At 24.5% G+C, this 23,196-nt stretch carries 26 protein-coding genes and 1 pseudogene; 26 read left to right on the top strand and 1 reads right to left on the bottom strand.

Going from position 1 to position 23,196, the window contains the following annotated elements; translation table 11 throughout:
• Positions 1-1,545, top strand: a complete 1,545-nt coding sequence (locus NBW53_RS07360; RefSeq protein ID WP_250277627.1) for an alpha-glucosidase — start codon at positions 1-3, stop codon at positions 1,543-1,545.
• Between the two features lie 63 nt (positions 1,546-1,608).
• Here the strand turns inward: NBW53_RS07360 and NBW53_RS07355 are convergent, their stop codons facing one another.
• A complete protein-coding gene (locus tag NBW53_RS07355) occupies positions 1,609-2,253 on the bottom strand; it encodes a single-stranded DNA-binding protein (RefSeq protein WP_250277626.1) in 645 nt (214 codons plus the stop codon).
• Between the two features lie 195 nt (positions 2,254-2,448).
• Here NBW53_RS07355 and NBW53_RS07350 point away from each other — a divergent pair, with 195 nt between their 5' ends.
• The 25 genes and pseudogenes from NBW53_RS07350 to NBW53_RS07230 all read left to right on the top strand — a co-directional run bounded on the left by NBW53_RS07350 (position 2,449) and on the right by NBW53_RS07230 (position 22,949).
• Positions 2,449-3,162 carry a sirohydrochlorin cobaltochelatase gene (locus NBW53_RS07350; RefSeq protein ID WP_250277625.1) on the top strand — a complete coding sequence of 238 codons (714 nt, stop codon included), beginning with the start codon at positions 2,449-2,451 and terminating at the stop codon, positions 3,160-3,162.
• A gap of 7 nt (positions 3,163-3,169) precedes the next feature.
• A complete protein-coding gene (locus NBW53_RS07345; protein WP_250277624.1) occupies positions 3,170-4,606 on the top strand; it encodes an NCS2 family permease in 1,437 nt (478 codons plus the stop codon).
• Positions 4,607-4,699: 93 nt separating this feature from the next.
• Entirely contained in the window at positions 4,700-5,155 is a 456-nt protein-coding gene (locus tag NBW53_RS07340) for a hypothetical protein (RefSeq protein ID WP_250277623.1), read from the top strand.
• Entirely contained in the window at positions 5,152-5,604 is a 453-nt protein-coding gene (locus NBW53_RS07335) for a M23 family metallopeptidase (RefSeq protein WP_330651655.1), read from the top strand. Before NBW53_RS07340 ends, NBW53_RS07335 begins: the two co-directional genes overlap by 4 nt.
• Before the next feature lie 26 nt (positions 5,605-5,630).
• A complete protein-coding gene (locus NBW53_RS07330; protein ID WP_250277622.1) occupies positions 5,631-6,461 on the top strand; it encodes a site-2 protease family protein in 831 nt (276 codons plus the stop codon).
• Positions 6,462-6,505: 44 nt separating this feature from the next.
• The gene (locus tag NBW53_RS07325; RefSeq protein ID WP_250277621.1) at positions 6,506-8,335 is read left to right on the top strand and encodes a TIGR03960 family B12-binding radical SAM protein; all 1,830 of its coding nucleotides are present in this window, start codon (positions 6,506-6,508) and stop codon (positions 8,333-8,335) included.
• Positions 8,328-9,002, top strand: a complete 675-nt coding sequence (locus tag NBW53_RS07320) for a TIGR03936 family radical SAM-associated protein (RefSeq protein WP_250277620.1) — start codon at positions 8,328-8,330, stop codon at positions 9,000-9,002. The genes NBW53_RS07325 and NBW53_RS07320 overlap by 8 nt, the downstream gene beginning before the upstream one ends.
• Before the next feature lie 8 nt (positions 9,003-9,010).
• Entirely contained in the window at positions 9,011-10,417 is a 1,407-nt protein-coding gene (locus tag NBW53_RS07315; protein ID WP_250277619.1) for a ribonuclease E/G, read from the top strand.
• A gap of 171 nt (positions 10,418-10,588) precedes the next feature.
• A complete protein-coding gene (gene rny, locus NBW53_RS07310; RefSeq protein ID WP_408647057.1) occupies positions 10,589-12,139 on the top strand; it encodes a ribonuclease Y in 1,551 nt (516 codons plus the stop codon).
• Positions 12,140-12,317: 178 nt separating this feature from the next.
• Positions 12,318-12,974 (top strand): HAD family hydrolase, encoded by a 657-nt coding sequence (locus NBW53_RS07305; RefSeq protein WP_250277618.1) that lies wholly within the window; start codon positions 12,318-12,320, stop codon positions 12,972-12,974.
• Positions 12,975-12,996: 22 nt separating this feature from the next.
• A complete protein-coding gene (locus NBW53_RS07300) occupies positions 12,997-15,375 on the top strand; it encodes an FAD-dependent oxidoreductase (protein ID WP_250277617.1) in 2,379 nt (792 codons plus the stop codon).
• Positions 15,376-15,482: 107 nt separating this feature from the next.
• Positions 15,483-15,665, top strand: coding sequence for a hypothetical protein (locus tag NBW53_RS07295; RefSeq protein WP_250277616.1), 183 nt, complete (start codon positions 15,483-15,485; stop codon positions 15,663-15,665).
• Between the two features lie 182 nt (positions 15,666-15,847).
• A pseudogene (tnpA, locus tag NBW53_RS07290) lies at positions 15,848-16,282 on the top strand (IS200/IS605 family transposase).
• 494 nt (positions 16,283-16,776) lie between these two features.
• A complete protein-coding gene (locus tag NBW53_RS07285; protein ID WP_250277615.1) occupies positions 16,777-16,908 on the top strand; it encodes an oligosaccharide flippase family protein in 132 nt (43 codons plus the stop codon).
• 86 nt (positions 16,909-16,994) lie between these two features.
• Positions 16,995-17,288, top strand: coding sequence for a single-stranded DNA-binding protein (locus NBW53_RS07280; protein WP_250277614.1), 294 nt, complete (start codon positions 16,995-16,997; stop codon positions 17,286-17,288).
• A 17-nt stretch (positions 17,289-17,305) separates the two neighbouring features.
• Positions 17,306-17,443 (top strand): hypothetical protein, encoded by a 138-nt coding sequence (locus NBW53_RS07275; protein ID WP_250277613.1) that lies wholly within the window; start codon positions 17,306-17,308, stop codon positions 17,441-17,443.
• 94 nt (positions 17,444-17,537) lie between these two features.
• Complete coding sequence (locus NBW53_RS07270; RefSeq protein WP_250277612.1) at positions 17,538-18,374, top strand: DUF6017 domain-containing protein; 837 nt, start codon at positions 17,538-17,540, stop codon at positions 18,372-18,374.
• A 348-nt stretch (positions 18,375-18,722) separates the two neighbouring features.
• Positions 18,723-18,980 (top strand): winged helix-turn-helix domain-containing protein, encoded by a 258-nt coding sequence (locus tag NBW53_RS07265; RefSeq protein WP_250277611.1) that lies wholly within the window; start codon positions 18,723-18,725, stop codon positions 18,978-18,980.
• A gap of 55 nt (positions 18,981-19,035) precedes the next feature.
• Positions 19,036-20,070, top strand: a complete 1,035-nt coding sequence (locus NBW53_RS07260; RefSeq protein WP_250277610.1) for an FtsZ/tubulin family protein — start codon at positions 19,036-19,038, stop codon at positions 20,068-20,070.
• 107 nt (positions 20,071-20,177) lie between these two features.
• Positions 20,178-20,699, top strand: coding sequence for a hypothetical protein (locus tag NBW53_RS07255; protein ID WP_250277609.1), 522 nt, complete (start codon positions 20,178-20,180; stop codon positions 20,697-20,699).
• Between the two features lie 18 nt (positions 20,700-20,717).
• Positions 20,718-21,581, top strand: a complete 864-nt coding sequence (locus NBW53_RS07250; RefSeq protein ID WP_250277608.1) for a prohibitin family protein — start codon at positions 20,718-20,720, stop codon at positions 21,579-21,581.
• Between the two features lie 12 nt (positions 21,582-21,593).
• Positions 21,594-22,010, top strand: a complete 417-nt coding sequence (locus NBW53_RS07245; protein ID WP_250277607.1) for a hypothetical protein — start codon at positions 21,594-21,596, stop codon at positions 22,008-22,010.
• 23 nt (positions 22,011-22,033) lie between these two features.
• Positions 22,034-22,276 (top strand): hypothetical protein, encoded by a 243-nt coding sequence (locus tag NBW53_RS07240; protein ID WP_250277606.1) that lies wholly within the window; start codon positions 22,034-22,036, stop codon positions 22,274-22,276.
• Between the two features lie 25 nt (positions 22,277-22,301).
• Complete coding sequence (locus tag NBW53_RS07235; RefSeq protein WP_250277605.1) at positions 22,302-22,550, top strand: hypothetical protein; 249 nt, start codon at positions 22,302-22,304, stop codon at positions 22,548-22,550.
• A 3-nt stretch (positions 22,551-22,553) separates the two neighbouring features.
• The gene (locus NBW53_RS07230) at positions 22,554-22,949 is read left to right on the top strand and encodes a TnpV protein (RefSeq protein WP_250277604.1); all 396 of its coding nucleotides are present in this window, start codon (positions 22,554-22,556) and stop codon (positions 22,947-22,949) included.
• Positions 22,950-23,196: the final 247 nt, after the last annotated feature.

Raw genomic sequence — 23,196 nt, 5'->3', positions numbered from 1 at the left:
ATGAGAGATTTAGAAAATAAAGTAATATATCAAATTTATCCTAAAAGCTTTAAAGACACAACAGGAAATGGCTATGGAGATATAAATGGGATAATAGAAAAACTCGATTATTTAAAAGATTTAGGGGTAGACTATATATGGTTAAGCCCTTGTTGTAAATCTCCACAAAATGATAATGGATATGATATATCCGACTATATGCAAATAGATGAAATTTTTGGAACAAACAAAGACTATGAAAATCTTATAAAAGAGGCTTCAAAAAGAGATATAAAAATAATGATGGATTTAGTCTTAAACCATACATCTAGCGAACATATTTGGTTTAAAAAAGCTTTAGAAAAAAATAATAAATATTATAACTATTATATTTGGAGAGATAAACCTAATGAGATAAAGTCTATGTTTGGTGGTAGTGCGTGGAGTTATAATGAAAGTGTAGGTAAATATTATTTAAGGTTATTTGATAAAACTCAACCAGATTTAAACTGGGAAAATGAAGAGGTAAGAAAAGAACTTTATAAAATGATAAATTATTGGATAGATAAAGGTGTAAAAGGATTTAGGCTAGATGTAATAGATTTGATAGGTAAAGAACCAGAAAAGTTAATAATAAGTAAAGGTCCAAAATTTTATGAATATTTAAAAGAGCTTAATTATAATACATTTAAAGATAAACTTTTAACAGTAGGTGAATGCTGGTGTTCTAGCATAGAAGAAAGTTATAAAATGTGTAACAAAGAAGGTTTAACACAAGCTTTTCATTTTACTCATCAATGTTTGACACACATAAACGGTGATAAATGGAACCAATCTAAAATAGATTTATATAAACTATGTGAAAGCCTTGACAAATGGGAAAATGAATATAAAGGCATAGAAGCTATTGTTATGAACAACCATGACTTACCAAGAATGATTTCTTTGTGGCTTAATGACAACAAATATAGAAAAGAAAGTGCTAAGCTATTAATAAGCTTATTTGGACTTTTAAAAGGAAATTTATATATTTATCAAGGTGAAGAAATAGGTATGACAAATGCATATTTTGATACTATTGATAAATATGTAGATGTAGAAACTATAAATAAATATAACGAGCTTAAAGAAAAAGAAATGCCTGAAGATAAAATAATGGATATAATAAAACTTGTATCTAGAGACAATGCAAGAACACCTATGCAATGGGATAGTACAACAAATGCAGGTTTTTCTACTGGTAAGCCGTGGCTTGAGGTTAATAAAAACTATAAAGAAATAAATGTTTTAAATGATATTAATAGTGTAGATAGTATATTTAATTATTATAAAAGTATAATTAAATATAGAAAAGAAAACTATGAAAAAATAGATAAAAAAGCTATTTTTAAAACAGATGGAAAAATATTAACTATGGAAAAAGAAAAATTTATATTATTTGCAAATTTTACAGATGAAGATTTAAATATAGAGGCAAAAAATAAAGATTTAGTATTATTTAAAAATTATAATAATATAGAAGAGGGAAAAATAAGAGCTTTTGAAGTTATAGTTTTTAGTAAATAAATAAAAGGGTGTAGACTTTGTCTACACCTTTCAAATTAAAGATTTATTTTAGTTTTATACTTATTAATAATCATTATTAGTATTATTACTATCTAAAACTCCTAGCTTAGATACACTTATTTCATATGCCGTTTTTTCTAAAACACTGCCATCTTCTAGCTTTTTTTGATAGTTTCTACTTTGCATACGTCCGTAAATTTTTATGTTATTTCCAACTTCTAGGTTGTTAGCAAATTTTGCGTTTCTTCCCCATATAATACAAGGTATGTAATCAGATTTGTTATAAGAGCGATTTACAGCCAATAGCACATCTGCTATTTCTCTTCCAAAAGGTGTTTTTCTATATACAGGTTGTTTACAAACATATCCATTTAATGATACTTGATTTGGATTTTTATTAAAATCTAAATTAAAGTTTATTTCCTTAGTAAAAACTGTTAAAACAAGATGATTTTTATTATCTATAATACTATTATAAGAACGTATTTGTCCATTTATTTCTATTAAAGCACCTATTTTAAAAAGATTTTTATCTATAAGTCTTTCAGATATTGTTATAGGTAAAATATCTGTTGTTTCACTTAATCTAGATGTTTCTAACTTAAAGGTATAAAAAGCTTCTCCGTACATTTCGTGAGAAAATGTATAATCTGATACTATTTTTCCTATAAGTGTTACTACGTTGTTTTCTCTTAAATCTGTTTGCATTTAAAAATTTCTCCCTTCAGTAGCTTAAAAAATTTAGTATTTGTAACCTTTAACATACTTATTCATAAAAATTTTAATATATACTAAAAACATTTAAACATATTGCTTATAAATAGTACAAAATATATAAAAAAAACATTAAATATTGAAAAAAAGCAAAAAAAATGATAAACTAATTACCTAGTAGGTGATTATATGAAAAAAGCAGTCATATTAATTTGTTTTGGAAGTAAAAATATAGATTTACAATTAGAAAAACTTAAGAAAAAAATAATAAAAAATTTTTATGGATATAGCATATACATATGTTTTACAAGCAATTTTTTTATAAAGAAATATGGATATGGTATAGATGAAATTTTAAATAATATATATATCAATAATTATGAAAAAATAATATGTTTACCTATTTTTACAATAGATGGGATAGAATACGAAAAGGCTTTAACATATATAAATAATTATAAAGGAAAAATTAAATCAATAAAAATATCAAAGCCTTTGTTATATTATGAAGAAAATTTTATTGATATATATAGTTATATTAATGGAATTAATAAACAAAATGTACTTTATATATGCCACGGCACAGATGATAAAAGTAATTATAAATATAAAAAATTGTTTAGTATGTTTAAAGAGAAAAATATATTTTTTTCCAATTTAGAAAATGAACCTTACATAGAAACAACTATTAAAATAATAAAAGAAAAAAACATAAATAATTTATATGTAAAGCCATTTCTACTTTTTAATGGAAAGCATATAGAAAAAGACATAGCATATAATATAAAAAACGTATTATTACAAAATAATATAAATATTATACTAGATTTAAAACCACTGTTACAGTATGATGAGATAGTAGATATATTTATAAAAAATTTAATAAAAAGTAAGGAGATATAAACATTTAATGATAGATTATATAAAGAAGTTTTTATATAAAAAGTTTGACATTATAGAGCACAACTCTAGTTTAAGGACAGAAATTTTAGCAGGAGTTACAAATTATTTTACACTTATATATTTAGTTATGCTTGTTCCAGAGATTTTAATGAATATATTTACTGGAATAATATTAGAAGATGGAACTATAATAGGCGGGTGTGCATTAGAAAATGGAATAACATTAAATGAAATGTTAATATCTTTAACTGCGGCTTCCTTTATATGTTCGGGATTAAGTTCAATAATTATGGGGTATTTAACCAACTTACCTTTTGTACAAGGTCCTAGCTTAGCAGTCGGAACATTTATAACATACACAGTATGTATAAGTTTTGGATATACATATAACCAAGCTTTAGCTATTGTTTTTATATCGGGTATAATATTTTTTATTTTAGCTATATTTGGTATGGAAAAAAAGATACATAAAGCTATACCTAAAAATATAAAATATGCAGTTACTTGTGGGATAGGGTTGTTTATAGCGTATCAGGGGCTTTTAAAAGCACATATAGTAGAACAAAGTGCTTTAAATACTAATTTATTTGATTTTGCAAACATAACAAGTAAAGATACAAAAACGGCTATATTAGCTTTAGCTGGTGTAATTTTAATAACTATATTACATAAAAAACATATATATGGGTCTATATTTATAGGTAAGATAGCTTGTATAATATTAGCATTTCCATTAGGTCTTATTAGCTTAAAAAATTTAGATTTTTCTAACCCTATAAATTTAGATGCAGTATTTTTTCAGTTAGATTTTAGAGGGCTTATAGAATTTGACAATCCAGGTCTTATTTTTGAAACAACGATGGCAATATTAGTAGTGCTTTTCTCTATATGTATAATGGATATATTTGAAACAATGGCTATGCTTATTGTTGCAGATAATTTTGCAGAGATAAGCAAAGAAGGGTTTACTAATAAACGAATACCGCAAATATTAGAGATAGATTCTATAACAACATGTGCTGGAGCTAGTATAGGAAGTGTTACTGTGTCTACATATGTAGAAAGTACTGCAGGTATTATAGAAGGTGGTAGAACAGGTCTAACGGCAGTAGTAACAGGGATATTATTTTTATTATCAACATTTTTATCTCCTCTTGTTGCTTTAGTTCCTTCGGCGGCAACAGCTACTACACTTATAATTGCAGGTGTTTTAATGATAAATATAATAAAATTTATAGATTTTGAAAACATAGATGAGGCAGTACCAGCCTTTTTAACTATGATTTTAATGCCACTTACTAATAGTATATTGGTTGGTATAGCTTTTGGGGTTATATCATATGTTGCAATACATTTATTTTTAGGCAAAGGCAAAAAAGTTAGTAAAATATTATATGTATTATCAATTTTACTTTTAATATGTTTAATATATTTACCTAGATAATATTTTATAAAATAGTAATAACCTACCTTTATTTTTAATATATATTTTATGTGTACATATTTAAAATATAAAATACAAAGGTAGGTGATTTTTTTGATAAATGATAAAAAAGAATTTTATAGAAGATTAGCAGAAAATTCTTTAAAAGATGTAAGAACAAGAAGGAACATAAAAACAACTAGAACAAATACATCTAATCAGTTATCTAAAAATAGAAATTTAAGAAACACAACTAAAAATGGTATGATAAGATTTGATGAACAAAACAATGAACCAGTAAAATCAAAATTTTTTATACAGTGTATAATATGTGTTTTTATAATAGCAATATTTTATTATTTATCAAATAGTAATTCTAGTATGGCAAATGATATAATAGAAAAAACTAAAATAATGATAGATAGTGAATTTAATTTTAACGATAAAATAAATAATATTTTATCTAAATTTAATATTACAAATAATTTAAGTAAAAAAGGAGATTTACTTATAGAAGATAAAATTATAGAACAAATGGAAGAAGAAATAGAAAATACACCAAAAAAATAGATAGCCTCAAGGCACAACAAGTTGTTCTTGGGGCAGAAAATAAATGGATAAATCCAGTAGAACAAGGCACTATTACAGATTATTTTGGATATAGAGAAAATCCTATATTAAAAAAAGAAGAGTTTCATAATGGTTTAGACATAGGTGCAGAAGAAAATAGTCCTGTATATGCTGTAAAATCTGGGGTAGTAATAGATGTTGGTAATTCAGAGACTTATGGAATATATATAAAATACAAAACTTATGACGGTTATGAAATAATGTATGCTCATCTTAATGAAGCTTTAGTAAAAAAATATGATAAAATAGAGCATAGCCAAAAGGTTGGGTTAATAGGAAATACAGGACTTTCTACTGGTGCACATTTACACTATACAATAGTAAAAGATGGTGAATATTTAAACCCGATAGATTTTGTAGCTTTACCTAAAGCTAGTTATTTAGAATAGTTATTAATAATAAAATAGGTGGGTGTATGTTAAAAAAAATAAGTATAAATACAACATTTTATGTAGCATTAATTTTAACAGTAATTTTTAAAGTATACGAAATATTTTTTTATTTTTTTATATTTGTATTTTTACACGAATTAGCACATATTTTTGTGGCTAAAAAATTTGGGTTAAATATAAAAAAAATAATTATAACGCCAATAGGACAAATAGCAGTTATAGATAATATAGAAAAATTGGAATTGTATAAAAAGATTTTTATTGTTAGTGTAGGTGTTTTATTAAATATAATATTAGCATTATTTTTTAATATGTTTACAAATGAAAAAATGCAGTTGATGAAAAATATAAATTTATCAATTGCATTTTTTAATTGTTTGCCTATCTTCCCTTTAGATGGAGGAAGGTTTTTTTGTTATATTTTAGGGAGTAAAATAGGAGATTTAAAAGCTAGTATAATTTTAAAAAAAATAAGTTTATTTGGTAGTTTTATTATGTTTTTATTAGGATTTATACAAATTATTTTATATCCTTATAATGTGAGTCTTTTATGTTTGTCTTTATATTTTATAAAAGTAAATAAAAGTGAATATATTTATCAATTTTATAAAGCAATAATTAATAAACAACAATATGAAAAAAGTAAGATATTAAAAATAAAACAAATTTTAATAGATAAAGATTATGAAAATAAAGATATTGTATTAATTCTTAGTTCAGATTACTATTTAATTATAAATGTTTCTATAAATGGAAATATTTATTTTACATTAAATGAAAAAGTTTTTTTAGACTATATACAAAAATATGGTATTAATGGTACAATATATAACGTAGTTAAAAAATTAAAATAAATCTATTATTATGTAAAAAAATTACTAAAGATGGAGGACTTAATATGATTGATGAAATATTGATGCAGGTTGAAAAACCAGCAAGATATATAGGTAATGAAATAAATATGGTTGTAAAAGACCCTAAAGATGTGGATATACGTTTTGCATTTTGTTTTCCAGATAATTATGAAGTTGGTATGAGCTATGTTGGACTACAAATATTATATTTTTTTATGAACAGAAGAGATGATTTATATTGTGAGAGGGTGTTTGCACCTTGGCACGATATGGAACAAAAAATGAGAGAAAATAATATAGAATTATTTACATTAGAAACAGGAACAAATGTAAAAAATTTTGATTTTGTTGGGTTTACATTACAATATGAAATGACTTATACAAATATTATAAATATGTTAGATTTAGGGAAAATACCTATATGGAGTAAAGATAGAACAGAAGAAGACCCTATAATTATAGCAGGTGGGCCTTGTGCATATAACCCAGAACCATTAGCAGATATAATAGATATATTTTATATAGGTGAGGGTGAAGTTAAATATGACGAGTTTTTTGATTTATATAAAGAAATTAAAAAGCAAGGTGGTACAAAAGAAGATTTTTATCTTAAACTATTAAAAATGGATGGTATTTATATACCTAAATTTTATAATGTAGAATATAAAGAAGATGGTGAAATAAAAGAATTTAAACCAATACACAAAGAGGCTCCTAAAAAAATTAAAAAAGTTATAGTTGATGATATGGATAGTGTTTTTTATCCAGATAAACAACTTGTACCATTAATTGATGTAGTACACGATAGAGTAAATTTAGAAGTATTTAGAGGATGTATAAGAGGGTGTAGATTTTGCCAAGCAGGATATGTATATCGTCCTGTTAGAGAAAAAACATCAGATGCCGTTCTTGAAAAGTCTAAAACATTAGTAGAAACTTCAGGGCACGAAGAGGTGTCTTTAACTAGCCTTAGTACAGCCGATTATAGAGAGTTTAGAAAACTTGCAGAAGGTCTTTTAGAACAATTTAAAGATGAAAAAGTTAATATTGCATTACCTTCTTTAAGGATAGATGCTTTTTCTTTAGATTTAATGCAAAAAGTACAAGGTGTTAGAAAATCTAGCTTAACATTTGCACCAGAGGCAGGCACACAAAGACTTAGAGATGTTATAAACAAAGGTATAACAGAAGAAGAAATTTTAAGAGGTAGTAGTCTTGCTTTTGAAGGTGGTTGGGATAGAGTTAAATTATATTTTATGGTAGGGCTACCAACAGAAACAGATGAAGATATAAAAGGTATTTCAAAATTAGCATCAGACATAGTAGATAAATTTTATGAACTACCTAAAGAAAAAAGAAATAGAGGTGTTTCTGTTACAGTTAGTTCATCTTGTTTTGTACCAAAAGCTTTTACACCTTTTCAATGGTCTGCACAAGATACTTGTGAAGAGTTTTTAAGAAAGCAATATCTCTTAAAAGATAGTAATGAAAGAAAACAAGTAAAAGTAAACTACCATGAACCAACTGTTAGTTCTATAGAGGGTATACTTGCTCGTGGAGATAGAAAAGTATCAAAACTTATAGTTAAAGCGTGGGAAAATGGAGCAAAATTTGATGGTTGGACAGAAAGCTTTAAATATGACGCTTGGCTTAAAGCACTAGAACAAACAGGCCTTAATAGAGAATTTTATGCTAATAGAGAAAGAAGTTATGATGAAATATTACCGTGGGACCATATATCTATTGGTGTGTCTAAAAGATTTTTTATAGAAGAAATAGAAAAAGCTAAAAAAGAAATTGTTACACCTAATTGTAGACAAAATTGTAGTATGTGTGGAGCAAAAGTTTTTGGGGGAGGTGTTTGCTTTGAATAAATACAGACTTAAGTTTTCTAAAACAGGGAAAATAAAATATACAGGACATTTAGATTTATTAAAAATATTTCAAAGAGCTATAAAAAGAGCTAATTTACCAATATCTTATTCTCAAGGGTTTAATCCACATCAAATAATGAGCTTTGCTATACCTTTACCTCTTGGTATGGAAAGTGAAGCAGAATATATTGATATGCAATTTGATATACATTTAAATGAAGAAGATATAAAAAATACTTTAAATAAAACTATGCCAATAGGTATGGAAATTTTAAATGTAATTAAGCTAAAAGAAGGACAAAAATCGGCACCTTCTATTGTTTGTATAGGAGAATATGAAGTTATTTTAGATAAAAATATTAGTAAAAATAATATAGATAAATTTTTAAGTCGAAAAGAAATAAACGTAGAAAGAATTAGTAAAAAAAGAGGAAAAGAAATTGTAAAAACAGTTAATATTAGAGAAGATATATTTAATATTGATTATATTGATAGTAATAAAATAAAAATTTTAATATCAACAGGAAGTAGCAAAAACCTAAAACCAGATGTTTTAATAGAAACTCTTTATAAATTTTTAAATTTAAATTATGAAAAATATAAAATACATTATAAAAGAGTGGGACTTTTTAATGAAAATAATATACATTTAGATTTTTATAAGTAGGTGTTAAAATGAGTAAAACTCTTGTTATAGATTCTCTTTTTGGATATGAAAGAGCAGGGCTTATAGAAAATAATGAGCTGAAAGAAGTAATAATAGAAGAAAAAAATAACTTTCAAATAGGAGATATATTTGTAGGTAAGGTAAAAAAAATACTACCTAATAAATTTGCATTTATAGATATAGGTTATGACAAAAATGTATTTTTAGGTCTAACAGATAAGAAACAAAAAGATATTTATGTATATAATGAAAAAACAAATAAGTATGTTTTAAACTTAAAAGAAGGACAAGATATAGCTATTCAAATAGATAAACAAGGAACAGATATAAAAGGTGCAAGTGTTACAACAAATTTAACAATTACTGGTAAATATATAGTTTTATTGTTAAAAGAACAAACCATAGCTATATCTAAAAAAATAGATGATAAAGAAAAAAGGGAATTTTTTAAAAATTTTGCTAAAGAAAATTTACCAGAAGGCTATGGAATTATTTTTAGGACAAACTGTCTTATAGCTAATATTGAAGATATAAAAGATGAAATAATAAATCTTATAGAAAAAGCTAAAGATTTATTAGAAAAATCAAATTATATAAAACCTCCTAAAAAATTATTATCAGCAAATACAGAGATAGAAAAAGTAATAATTGATATTTTAAACAAAGAAGATAAAATTGTAACAAATAATGTAGAAAGCTATAATAATTTAAAGCAAATTTTTAAAAATATAGAAATGTATGACGATAATTTACCTATATTTGAAGCATATAGTATAGAAAGTAAAATAGAAAAATTATTTAATAACAAAATATGGCTTAAAAGTGGTGGATTTTTAATAATAGACTATGTAGAGGCAATGACTATTATAGATGTAAATACAGGTAAAAACATTACAAAAACATTTGAAGAGATGATTTTTAAAACTAACAAAGAGGCAATAGAACAAATAGCTAAAGAAATAAGACTTAGAAATATATCCGGTATAATATTAGTAGACCTTATAGATATGAAAAATGAAGAACATAAAAATCAATTACAACAATATATGAAGCAACTGTCAAAAGCAGATAGAATGCCTATAAATGTATATCCTATAAATGAACTTGGTATAATGCAACTTACTAGAAAAAAAGGATTAAAGCCACTTTATGAAATAGTATCTAAGCCTTGTAATGTGTGTAGTGGCACTGGTAGGGTAAAAAATGAAAGTTACATAGCTAATACTATAAAAAATCAAATATTATCTATATTTTCAAATACTATTTATAAAAGAGTAGTAGTATCGGCTAATAGTAAAATTATAGATAGTCTAAAAAATATAAACATAGATAAAATTGAAGATAAAAAAGTAGAATTTGATATTATTTATTCTAACAAATATGATTATTTTACTATACAAAAATTTATAGATTAATAGTGCATATTTAAGGTATGTAAAAATATAAATAGATTAGTTAATATCTTGACAATTTTGTATAAAAAAGATAAAATATAAAATAAGGTATATTTTAATAAAGTTTAATAATATCTTACAAATTTTTAATATAAACGTCTAAAATATAAAATAAGTAGGGAGGTGTTTTTTCTGGACGTAAAATACGTAATACCAATTATAATAATAAGTTTTATATCGGTCATCATAGGTGGTTTGATTGGTTTTGCTATGCGTAAAAAGATTGCCGAAGCAACCATAGGTTCAGCAGAAAAAGAGGCAGATAATATTTTAATAAACGCAAAAAAAGAAGCGGAAGCTAAGAAAAAAGAAATTTTACTAGAGGCTAAAGAAGAAAGCCTTAAAGTAAAAAATGAAATAGAAAACGAAAGTAGAGAAAGAAAACAAGAGATGCAAAGGTTTGAAAAGAGACTTATACAAAAGGAAGAATCTCTTGAAAAAAGATCTCAAACTCTTGAAAGAAAAGAAGAAATTCATCAAGAAAAAATAGCTAAACTTGAAGAAGAAAGACAAAATATAGAACAGATATCTAATAAGAAATTAGAAGAGCTTGAGAGAATATCTGGGTTTACAATAGAACAAGCTAAAGAATATCTTTTATCTAGTTTGGAAGAAGAACTTATACATGAAAAAGCTATACGTATAAAAGATATGGAAGCTAATGTAAAACAAGAAGCGGATAGAAAAGCAAAAGAAATAATTGGATTTGCTATACAAAGATGTGCAGTAGACCACGTTGCAGAAAGTACGGTTTCGGTTGTTCCATTGCCTAATGATGAAATGAAGGGCAGGATAATTGGACGTGAAGGTAGAAATATTAGAGCGATAGAATCTCTTACAGGGATAGATATTATAATAGATGATACTCCAGAAGCAGTTATATTATCTGGATTTGACCCTATGAAAAGAGAAATTGCAAGAATAGCTTTAGAAAAGCTTATTTTAGATGGAAGAGTACATCCAGCAAAAATAGAAGAAATGGTTGATAAAGCCAAAAAAGAAGTAGAAACAATGATTAGAGAAGAAGGCGAAAGTGCTTGTTTTGAAATAGGAGTACACGGTATACATCCAGAGCTTATTAGATTACTTGGTAAAATGAAATTTAGAACAAGCTATGGACAAAATGTTTTAAAACATTCTTTAGAAGTTGCATATCTTACAGGAATTATGGCTGGAGAATTAGGACTAGATGTTACACTTGCAAAAAGAGCAGGGCTTTTACACGACATAGGAAAAGCCGTAGATTATGATGAAGAAGGGTCTCATATAGAGCTTGGTTCGGCGCTTTGTAAAAAATATAAAGAAAATAGTGTAGTTATTAATGCAGTAGAGTCTCATCACGGAGATACAGAACCAACATCTTTAATATCCGTTCTTGTTCAGGCTGCAGATGCTATATCTGCTGCTAGACCAGGTGCAAGAAGAGAAACTTTAGAAACCTACATAAAAAGGCTACAAAATCTTGAAAATATTGCCGATAGTTTTGAAGGTGTAGAAAAATCTTTTGCTATACAAGCAGGAAGAGAGCTTAGAATAATGATTTCTCCAGATATAGTAGATGATGATAGACTTGTACTTTTAGCTAGAGATATATCTAAAAAAATAGAAGAAGAATTGGAATATCCAGGGCAAATAAAAGTAAATCTTATTAGAGAAACTAGAGCAATAGATTATGCGAGATAAATTTAAATAATTTATATATTAATTAAAAATGTATTTATGTGCTTTAAAATAGTATTCAAGTACATTTTTATTTATAGATATTTTAATTTAATTTTATAAAATAATTATAAAATTAATAAAACTATAATAATTATCTAGTTATTTTATATTAGATAATAATTTATAAGAGGAGGTTTTTATGGACAAAAAGATAGCAATATTTGATTTAGATGGTACTTTAGTAGACTCTATAAATTCTATTGCAGAAGCTTGTAATGAGGCTTTAAGAAAAAATGGACTTGTAGAAAGAGATATTAATGAGTATAAATATTTTGCAGGTGATGGTGCTTTAGAACTTGTTAAAAGAGCAGTTTATGCTAGTGGAGACATAAAATATGAAAAATTAGAAAATGTATATAAAATATATAAAGAAATATTTGTAAAAGATTGTACAAGAGGGGTAGTACCATTTGAAGGAATAAATGAACTTTTAAAACAATTAAAAGATAAAAATATAAAGCTTGCTGTATTATCAAACAAACCACACGAAAGAACGTTAGATGTAGTAAATAAAGTATTTGGAGATAATATATTTGACATGGTGTTAGGCTACAAAAATGAAGAAACTAAAAAGCCAAATCCTCATGGAGCATTATTAATAGCTAATGAATTTAATATAGAGCCTAAATATTGTGTTTATATAGGAGATACAGATACAGATATGCAAACAGGAATAAATGCAGGTATGTATACTATAGGTGTAACTTGGGGGTTTAGAAAAAAAGAAGAGCTTATAAAAAATAAAGCTAATAGTGTAGTTGATAATCCTATGGATATATTGAATTATTTTATTTAAGTAAAGGCTAAGGGGGATAAAAATGAAAAATATTGTAATAATTGGTTCTGGTATGGGAGGACTAACAGTAGGGGCAAAATTAGCAAAACAAGGATATAATGTTACTATTATAGAAAAGCATATTGTTGCTGGTGGATATTCTACTAATTTTGTTAGAAAAGCAAAAACAGGAGAGAAAGTTACATTTGATGTATCTTTACACGGTATAGGTGATTTAAATAAAGATAGAATATTTTATAAACAGTTAGAAGAAATAGGTATTTTTCAAAAGGTTAAACCAATTAGAAAAAAAGAAACAGCAACAGTTATGTTTAATAATGGAGAATTTTTTGATGTAGCAGATAGTTTTGAAAAATATAAACAAGACTTAATTAATAAATTTCCAAATCAAAAAAGTGGTATAGAAAAATTATTTGATTTTCTAAAACAATTTGATGAAGACATGGAAAAGAATGTTCATAAAGATAGACAGATGCCTAAATATATACACATATTACAAAATATTAGTTTATATGACTTTTTAAAAGAATATATAACAGATGAAAAGTGTATAAATTTATTTTGTTTTTTATGGTTATATTATGGATTACCTGCTAAAGAAATAAATGCTTATTATTATTTAGTTGCTTGGCTTGGTTATCATATAGGAGGAACTTATTATATAGAAGGTGGCTCGGGTGCTTTAAGCAAAGCTTTTATAGATATAATAGAAGAAAATGGTGGACATATTGTATTAAAAGAAGAAGTTATAAAAATAAATACAGATGATAATAAAATTGTATCTGTAACAACAGATAAAGGAAAAACTTTTAAAGGTGATATTTTTATAATAAATGGTTGTATAGAAAATACTTTAAAATATGTAGATAATCAACAAAAGGTAGATAAATATTTAAAAGATATAGAACAAAAAGGTATAGGGTGTAGCTTAACTCAATTATATATAGGTATGGATTGTAACCCAACAGAACTTGGGCTAGAAAAAGCAGATTATTTTTTTGATTATGAAGAAGATTCTCAAAAAGGATATGAATATGCACAAAAAGCAGATTATGAAAAAGTTCATTTTGGCCTTGTAAACTATAATATATTAGACCCTAATTTAAATAAAGATACTGGATTTGTATGTATTACTATTGCAGACTTTGAAAAAAATTGGCCAGATAGAAATACAGAAGAATATAAAATAAAAAAACAACAAGTAACAAATATACTTTTAAAAAGGTTATATAAGCATTTTCCTAAAACAGAAGGACACGTTGTAATAACTGAGCTTGGAACACCAAGAACTATGAAGAGATATACAAATAATAGAGAAGGTGCAGTATATGGATTTGCTCAAGATTTAAAAAATGGAGGATTTGATAGATTACCACCAAAAACTCCTTTTGAAAACTGTTATATATCAAGTGCTTGGACACAACCAGGTGGAGGATATCAAGGGGCTATTTTATCTGGTATATTATGTTCTAATATAGTAATTAATAAATATAGTAAAGACAATATATTTTTAAAAGATGATGAAATATTAGAACCTAATATGTTTATATCTGGTATGATAGAAGAAGCCAATAAAGACAATATAAAAGGTGTATCTGCTAAATATATGTTTAATTTTAAAGATATAAATAAAAAATATATTATAAAAATAGAAAATGAAAAAGTATTTTTAGATAAAGATACAAACAATATAGATACAGAAATAATATGTGATTATAAAATATGGGCTATGATATCTAATAATAAAATTTCTGGTGAAACAGCATTTAGAGAAGGTAGCTTAAAAGTTAAAGGTAATATAGAAAAATTTAAACTTTTGACTAAAATATTTGAACCTAATAGTGAGATAGAAAGTGAACCAGTAAAAAAATTAATAAGAGGAGATATATTATTTCCTATAGCATTAGTACCTTTTATATTTTATTGGTCAACATCAAATATACCAATGTTAAATATACCGTATAGTGTATATACAACGGTTGCTATTTTATATACGGTATTAATAATTCCATTATTTAAACCTAAATATATAAAAAATCAAATAACAAATTTAGAAAAAATAACGTTAATTACATTTACCTTAATGCTTTTATTAGACGAAAATTTTTCTAAATATATGGAAATTATATTGCCAATAGGATTATTAATATTTTCATTTAAAGGTGAAAATATGATAGGTCAGTATTCTAAATTAGGATTTAATGATAGTGTATCTAAAACTAAATTATTTAATAAAATAAATAAAAATTTATCTATTATGTGGTCTATTATATTTATTACACAATTTATTGTTGCTAAAGTTATTTTTATAGACAATCAATTAGCTAGTTTGATTTATATTTTAAGTGGAATAGGTGGTATAATTTCATTTATTTATCCTAAAAAAGCTATGGGAAATTAACATAAATATAAAAAATAAAATTTTTATAAAATTTTTGTAAGGACAGGCAAAAAAATTAATTTTTATCATACAATATAATATAAATTAATTTTTTAAGGAGAAATGTTATGAACAATTCAATTGGTACAACAAACTCATTTTTTGGAAATAATAATGAAAGTTTATTATTAATCTTAGTATTATTAATGGTATTATGTCCAGGGTTTATTGGCGGTTTTGGTAATGATTCACTTATCCTTATTTTATTCTTATTAATGTTTATGCCTAATTTAGGCAGAGGTATTTGCTAATATAATTTTAGTATTAAGGCTAGAGATTTTATCTCTAGCCTTTTTTATTGTCGCCGAATAGGCTTGATTAAACCACCAGCTATGCTGGTGGTAGGTAAAAACTCTTATAGAAAAGTAAAAACCTCCTATGATAGAATATAATTGGTCTGGGAACCCAAAATAAAATCATAGGAGGTTTTGTCATGAAAGACATAAGTAGTTTATCACATTCTAAATGGAGATGCAAATATCATATAGTATTTGCACCAAAATATAGGAGACAAGAAATATATGGAAAGATAAAAGCAGATATAGGAAAAATATTAAGAATGCTGTGTGAAAGGAAAGGGGTTAAAATAATAGAGGCAGAAGCTTGTAAAGACCATATACATATGTTAGTAGAAATACCACCATATTTAAGTGTCTCACAATTTATGGGATATTTAAAAAGTAAAAGTAGCTTAATGATATTTAATAGGCACGCAAACTTAAAGTATAAATATGGGAATAGGCATTTTTGGTGTAGAGGATATTATGTAGATACAGTAAGTAAAAATTAAAATGCAATAAAATAATACATAAAAAATCAATTAGAAGAAGATATAGCAAATGATCAAATAAGTTTAAAAAATATATAGGCCCATATGGGTAGCCAGAGTAAGTAGGCAAAAAATAGCCACTTTAGTGGCAGCCAAGAAATAGTAGTGTAATTGTAAGACCATTCAGTGCCTCTTTAGAGGCTTATAACAAGAAAAAAGCGCTTATAGGACTTGAGTAAACCACCCGTTTAACGGGTGGTTTTGATTGTCGTCAAATAGGTTTGTTATAAAATAAATAGTTTATCAAATTAGGGAGGATAAAAATTATGTTCTCAATAAAAAAGTCAGTAAATAACAGTAGTTGAGTTGTAGTTAAAGTTAGATTTAATAAAAATAAAAGAGATTTTATGACACAAATTTTATTTTCTTACAAGAAGTAGTTAAAAACTAAAAATAAATATTATTTTTTAATATTTATGATGAAAATTTAAAATATATATTATGTTTTATAAATTATAATAAAAATATATTATAGTAGAATATTAATATAAAAAGCTCCATATATTAATAAAAAATAAGGAGTTTTTTATCATATGAGTAAAAATTTGATAATAAAAGGTGCAATAATATTAACACTTGCTAATGTTATTACCCGTATTTTAGGTTTTGTATATAGAATATATATGTCTAATATAATAGGAGCGGAAGGTACTTTGTTGGTATAATAAGTCATAATCAAAAATAGTAAAGAACTAGATTTGATTGTGTCTTATTTTTTTTGATTTAAATTTATATATTTGGAGGTAATAATATGAATAACGTATCACTTATAGGGCGTTTAACAAAAGACCCTGAAATTTCAATTCTAAATATTAATGGCGAGGAAAAACAAATGGCAAAATATATTTTAGCTGTCGAAACAAGAAATCAAACGGATTTTATACCTTGCTCAACTATAGATAAAGGAGCTGAGTGGATTAAGAAAAACATTAGAAAAGGTAGCCGAATAGGTGTGGTAGGCTCACTTAAAATAAGTAATTATGAAAAATCTGGCATTAAGTCATACAAAGCAGAGATATTAGTTAAGGAGCAATATTTTGCTTAAATAAGGTGAATTATAAAATGGTTGTAATAGAAGAAGATTTGATAGCTATATTTTTATTACATATTAGTGGTATTATAATAGCATTTTCAGAAGGAGAAAAAGTTTTAGCTATTATAGGAATAATAATTTTATTAATTGGTATATCTTTTTTGTAATAGTAGGAGAATACTTTCAAGAAGAAGAAAAAGAAAATTAAAAATAAAAAAGTAATTGATAAATAAGGATAAAAAAATTAGGAGGATAAAATATATGGAAAAAGTAATTGTAAGAAAAGATTTAGTACAAATAACAAATGATTTTATTATGGGTGTAATTTTAAATGAAATTATAGAGATTGCTCAAAGGTTTAGAAAAGAATTTATAGATAATAATTGGCATTGTCCTGAATTTTTTGAGATAAATATTGAAAAAATATCAAAGGATAATATGCTTAATTTATCAAAGTCTAGCATAAGAAGATACATAAAAAAACTAGAAAGTTTAGGATTTTTAACAATAGATAGATTAGAAAAGAAACATAGATATAGAGTTAATTTTGATGCAATAAATGAAGCATTACAAAAGATTGGTGGAGATACTATAGAAAGAAATAAAAAAAATTATAAATATAAAGAAATAAAAGACAATGAAAACTTAGAAGATAATAAAACTAATAACATACATAATTTTGAAAGCAAAAAAGAAATGGTAGAACCTCATAAAAAAGAAAATAAAGTAAGTCAAACCATTTCATTAATAAAAAATAATATTAATTATAACATAATTAATGAAATGTGTCAAGATATAAAAAATGAACATTTTGTAAACATGTTTGATAGCGTATATCGAGTTATAATTGATGTTATGACTACGGATAGTGAATATATAAAAATTAATAAAGAAAATAAACCGGCAGAAATTGTTAGAGGAGTATTTTCTAAAATAAATGATATGGATATATTAGATATAATAGAACGATTAAAAAGAGTAGGAACTAGAATAATAAACTTTAAAAATTATATGATAACAACTATTTATAATCATTATATAGAAAAAGAATATAAGTTGCAAAATGACTTATACATAAATGAAGGTATTTTGTTATAAATTGTTCCAAAATGCAACATTAATAAAATGTGGACAAAATGTTAATAAGTATCTTATAGTTTTAAAATGAAACAATTTATTTATATTTTTTTGTAAATTTTGCTTCAAAATGCTTGAGATTATTACAGTATGAAACAAATTTGCCATATTATATATAAAAATAATTATATATATAAATATTATTATATATAAAAATATAAAAATAATTATATATAAATATTATTATATATATATATAAAGTCTTATATCTGTCAAATCAATATTAGATATTAGTTTTGTTTCAATATAGAGCATAAAGAGTTTAAAGGTTAAGAATAATTAAAACAAAAAAACAATAAGGAGATATTTATGAAAAGTCTAAATAAAATAGACATTGTTTGCTTAAAAGACTTAGAGCAACAGAATAAAACAAGCTACTTAAAGAGTTTTGAAATAAAAAAATTTATGTTAGTTAATAGTGGAAATGTAAAATATAACACAGTATATAAAAGGCTTGAAAAATTAAAACAAAAGGGTCTAATAGATTATGGTATTTTAAGTGGAAATGCTAAAACTTATTACATCACAGATAAAGGATTAGAAATTTTAAACAAGATTGAAGATTAAATATAAATATAAAAACAAAAAGAAAAATAAAAATAAAAATAAAAGGGGAATAGTTATGAAAGAAAAAATAGGATTTATAGCAATTGGACAAGCAGGAGGAAATATCGGTAAATTATTAAAGGTAAATGGCTTTGATGTAGTATTTATTAATTCAAGTAAAGGAGATTTAGATACTGTAAATGTTGATGAAAATATAAAATACCACATAAAAAATGGATTGGGATGTGCTAAAGATAGAGATAGTGCTAAAAAAGTAGCAAAAGATGATTTTAATGCTATAAATGAGTTTATAGACCAAACATTAAGTAAAAGAGAATTATATTACATAGTATCTTCTACTGGTGGTGGTACAGGAAGTGGCATAAGCCCTACACTTGCAAACATTTTTATTAACGCATTTAACAAAGATGTTGGATTAATAAGTATTTTACCAAGCGATAAAGATACTCTTCAAGCTAAAATAAATAGCTATGAATATTTGAAAGAAATTACAGAAATAGAAAATTTGTGTGGTTGTCTTATGCTTGATAATAATAAAAAAAATGATATTGAACATATAAATAAAAGTTTTGTAAATTTATTTAGTAAAATTTTTGATTATAAAAAATATGAAACAACAAAAGGAAATATTGATGAGGCAGAAATATTAAGACTTTTAAAGACAAAGGGAATGATAAATATTGCTAGTTGTAAAAATGATGAAAGTACTAAAAATTTAATAGAAAATATAAATAATGGTATATTTACTAGATTAGAAGAAGATGGTGTTATAAAATATCTAGGATTATCTAAAGGGATAAACTTTGACGAAAAATTGTTTTTTGAAAAAGTAGGTAAATACTTAGATAAATTTCAAAATATAAATAAGGACTATACACTAGCGATATTGAGTGGATTAACATTTCCATTAAAAAGAATACGTGGCTTAAAAGATGAAATATCAAAAGAAAAAGATACTATAATAAAGTTAAATACTGAAAAAGATATAAAGTTAGAAGATATAGATTTTTTAAATAAAAATATTAAAGAGAACAAGCCAAAAGAAAATAAATTATCAACAGATAATATTTTAGACTTATTTTTTAAATAAGAGGATGATTAAAATTATGTTTATTATATTAAGTTTAATAGCACTAACTGTGATAGTAAATACGATATTATTTAAGTTTATAGTTTTTTTATATATTGAGGTGTGATATGAAAAAAGAAAATATAAAATTAGTGGAAGAAAAAATAAAGGAATATTTTCAAAATGAGGAAAAAATATTATTTATAAAAAATTTAATAGTATCTTTAGAGGATAAAAAAATACTTTTAAAAGAAAAAAATAGAAATTTAGAATTAGATTTTGATATAGATATTAAAAGTATAGCTATGGATAATATGCCAAAAGGTAATAGTGATGGTACTTCATATTTTGAAAATAATATACTGAAACAAATTCAATATAATGAAAAAATGATTGAAAAGATAGAAGAAGATATAAAAAATCAAGAAGATGAAATATTAGTATTAGAAATAAAAAATGCAAAAATGAAAAATATAATAGACATTTTAAATGATGATTTTAAACAAATGTTAGAATTAAGATATAAAGCACAAGAAAGTGAAATATATATTTTTAATAAGTTGAATTTATCAAAAAGTCAATATCATCTTTTAAGAAAAAAAATACTTTCAAGCATATATAATATATTAATAATGTATAAAGAAATCTAAATACAAAAGGAGAAAGAGATGAAAAAGAAAGTTTTTGTAGCAAGTGAAATAATAGTATTATTAGCAAGTGCAAGTATATTACTTTATTTTAGTACAACTATTATAAAAGCTGGTTATGTTGGAATACAGTATAGTTTAAATGGTGGTATAAAAAATGAAGTTCTTGAACAAGGGTTAAGGTTTAAAAGTCCTATTGTAAAGGTTACAAAATATCCTATATCAAGGCAACAAGTATATTTAAGTGCGAATAAAGATGAGAGTAAAGATTCGGATAGTTCTTTTAATATACCAACTTCGGATGGAAAGTCGGTTAGTGTAGATTTAGAGTTTTCTTATAAATTTGATGTAAATAATTTAGCAAAGACATATACAGAGTTTAGAGGTAAAAGTCCAGAATACATAGAAGAAACTTTTATAAGAGCAAAAATGAAATCTTGGAGTGGAGAAGTTTCTTCAAAATTTTCATTAATAGATATATATGGAGAAAAGAGAACAGACTTAAATAATTCAGTACAAAGTTATGTTGCACCTAAATTTGAAGAATATGGAATAATAATAGAAGGAGTTTCTTTTACTCAAATTAGATTAGATGAAGAAACAACAAAAGCAATTCAAAATAAAATAAATAAACAACAGGAAGTAGAAACTTCTAAATTAGAGTTAGAAAAATCTAAAATTGAAAATCAAAAAAAGATAGAACAAGCAGAAGCAGAAGCAAAACAAATAAAAATTAAAGCACAAGCAGAAGCAGACGCAAATAAAACATTATCTCAGTCTATTACAGAAAATTTAATTAAACTTAAAGAAGTTGAGGCTCGTGATAAACACGGATGGATAACTGTAAATGGGACTAATACTACAGCAGTTATTAAAGATGAGTAAGAGGAAAAATAAATGGAAGAAATAAAAGAATATATAGACAACAGGTTTTTAGAGTTAAGAAACTATGTAGAAAATTGTTTTGAAGAACAATCAAAAAATAATAATATATTTTTTGATAATATTCTTGAACTTGTAAAAGTAAGTATAAGTAAAGAAAATCAAGCAAATAGCAAACAAATGCTTGATTTAATTGAAAATCTTAAGGACACAACAAATATAAATGATGTTTTGTGTAAAAAAATGATAACAGAGTTAAAAAACATCGATAGTATTTATGGTATGTTAAAAGATGAAGAACCTAATAATAAAAAAATATTATACACTGATATTTTAAAAGGGGTTAAGCAATTTGCTTTACAGTTAATAATTACAGTTACAATATTATTAATTATATTAGGAGCATTTCAATTAATAAGTTTAATATTTTAATATGGTGAAATGATATTTATAAAATGATTGTAACAGAAAAAGATTTAATAATTCTTACTATAGCATCAATTTTTATGATAATCAATTTTTTTGTAATATTAAGAAAAGAAGGATTTTTTATAAGTATAATTATTGATATTTTTATTCTTTTTTTGATAAAAGATAGCTTAGGAAATGCGATTAATTATTTACAACAAGAAAAATCAACAAATATAGAGAAGATAGTAGAAGAAAAGGTAAAACAAGAACTTCAAAAAAGAGAATAGATGTAAATCAAGTTCTAAATTATTATTGTATACAGTTGTTTTTTATGCTTTTATAATAAATATATTTTTTTGTACACAAACTTATACTTTACCAAATCAATTAGATAAGTTAGAGAATAAATTATTTATTAAAGAACAAATCAATAATGATAGAAAAATAAAATATGAATTAATAATAGATAAATTATTAGATAAAATAGATATAACTGTTACAGATGAAGAGATAGAACAATATAAAAAAGAATTAAAAGAAAAATACAAAATGGAGGAATAAAAAATGGAAAAGTATAAAATCGAAAATGGTATAAAATATGAACTTGGGAAACACGGTATGTATTATCCTATTTTTGAAGAGGAAGAGTTTAAAGTTGGTAAATATGGTAAAATGGCAATGGAGCATATGAAAACAATAAATAAAGCTAGATATAGTTTTTTAGGTGTAGCAGGTAAATTACCTAAAATATTTAATGATATAGATGAAAAAGTTTATAATATAATAGATAATATTATGGAAAAGAAACTTGAAAAAGAGCCTATTCAAGATGATTGGAATATAGTTGAAATAGAAAGACATAAGAAAATGCTTTATAGAGAAGCAGAAGAAATAGCATTACAAGAAGTAGTATATCAAGACCATTTTTTAAATGTTGATATTGAAAAAGTTTTAGAATAAAATAGTATAGGGGTAGTCTTAACTATCCCTTTTTTGCTTGATTTATATCAAGCAAAAAATATAGGACTTTTTCTGGACTTTTTCTGGACTTTTTCTGGACTTTTTCTGGACTTTTTCTGGACTTTTTCTGGACTTTTTCTGGACTTTTTCTGGACTTTTTCTGGACTTTTTCTGGACTTTTTCTGGACTTTTTCTGGACTTTTTCTGGACTTTTTCTGGACTTTTTCTGGACTTTTTTAATAAGTTT

It is taken from the genome of [Clostridium] colinum, assembly GCF_940677205.1.
GTDB lineage: Bacteria > Bacillota > Clostridia > Lachnospirales > CAG-274 > Tyzzerella > Tyzzerella colina.
The sequence above is the reverse complement of the archived record's forward strand: the minus strand, read 5'-3'. Positions and strand labels throughout refer to the sequence as shown.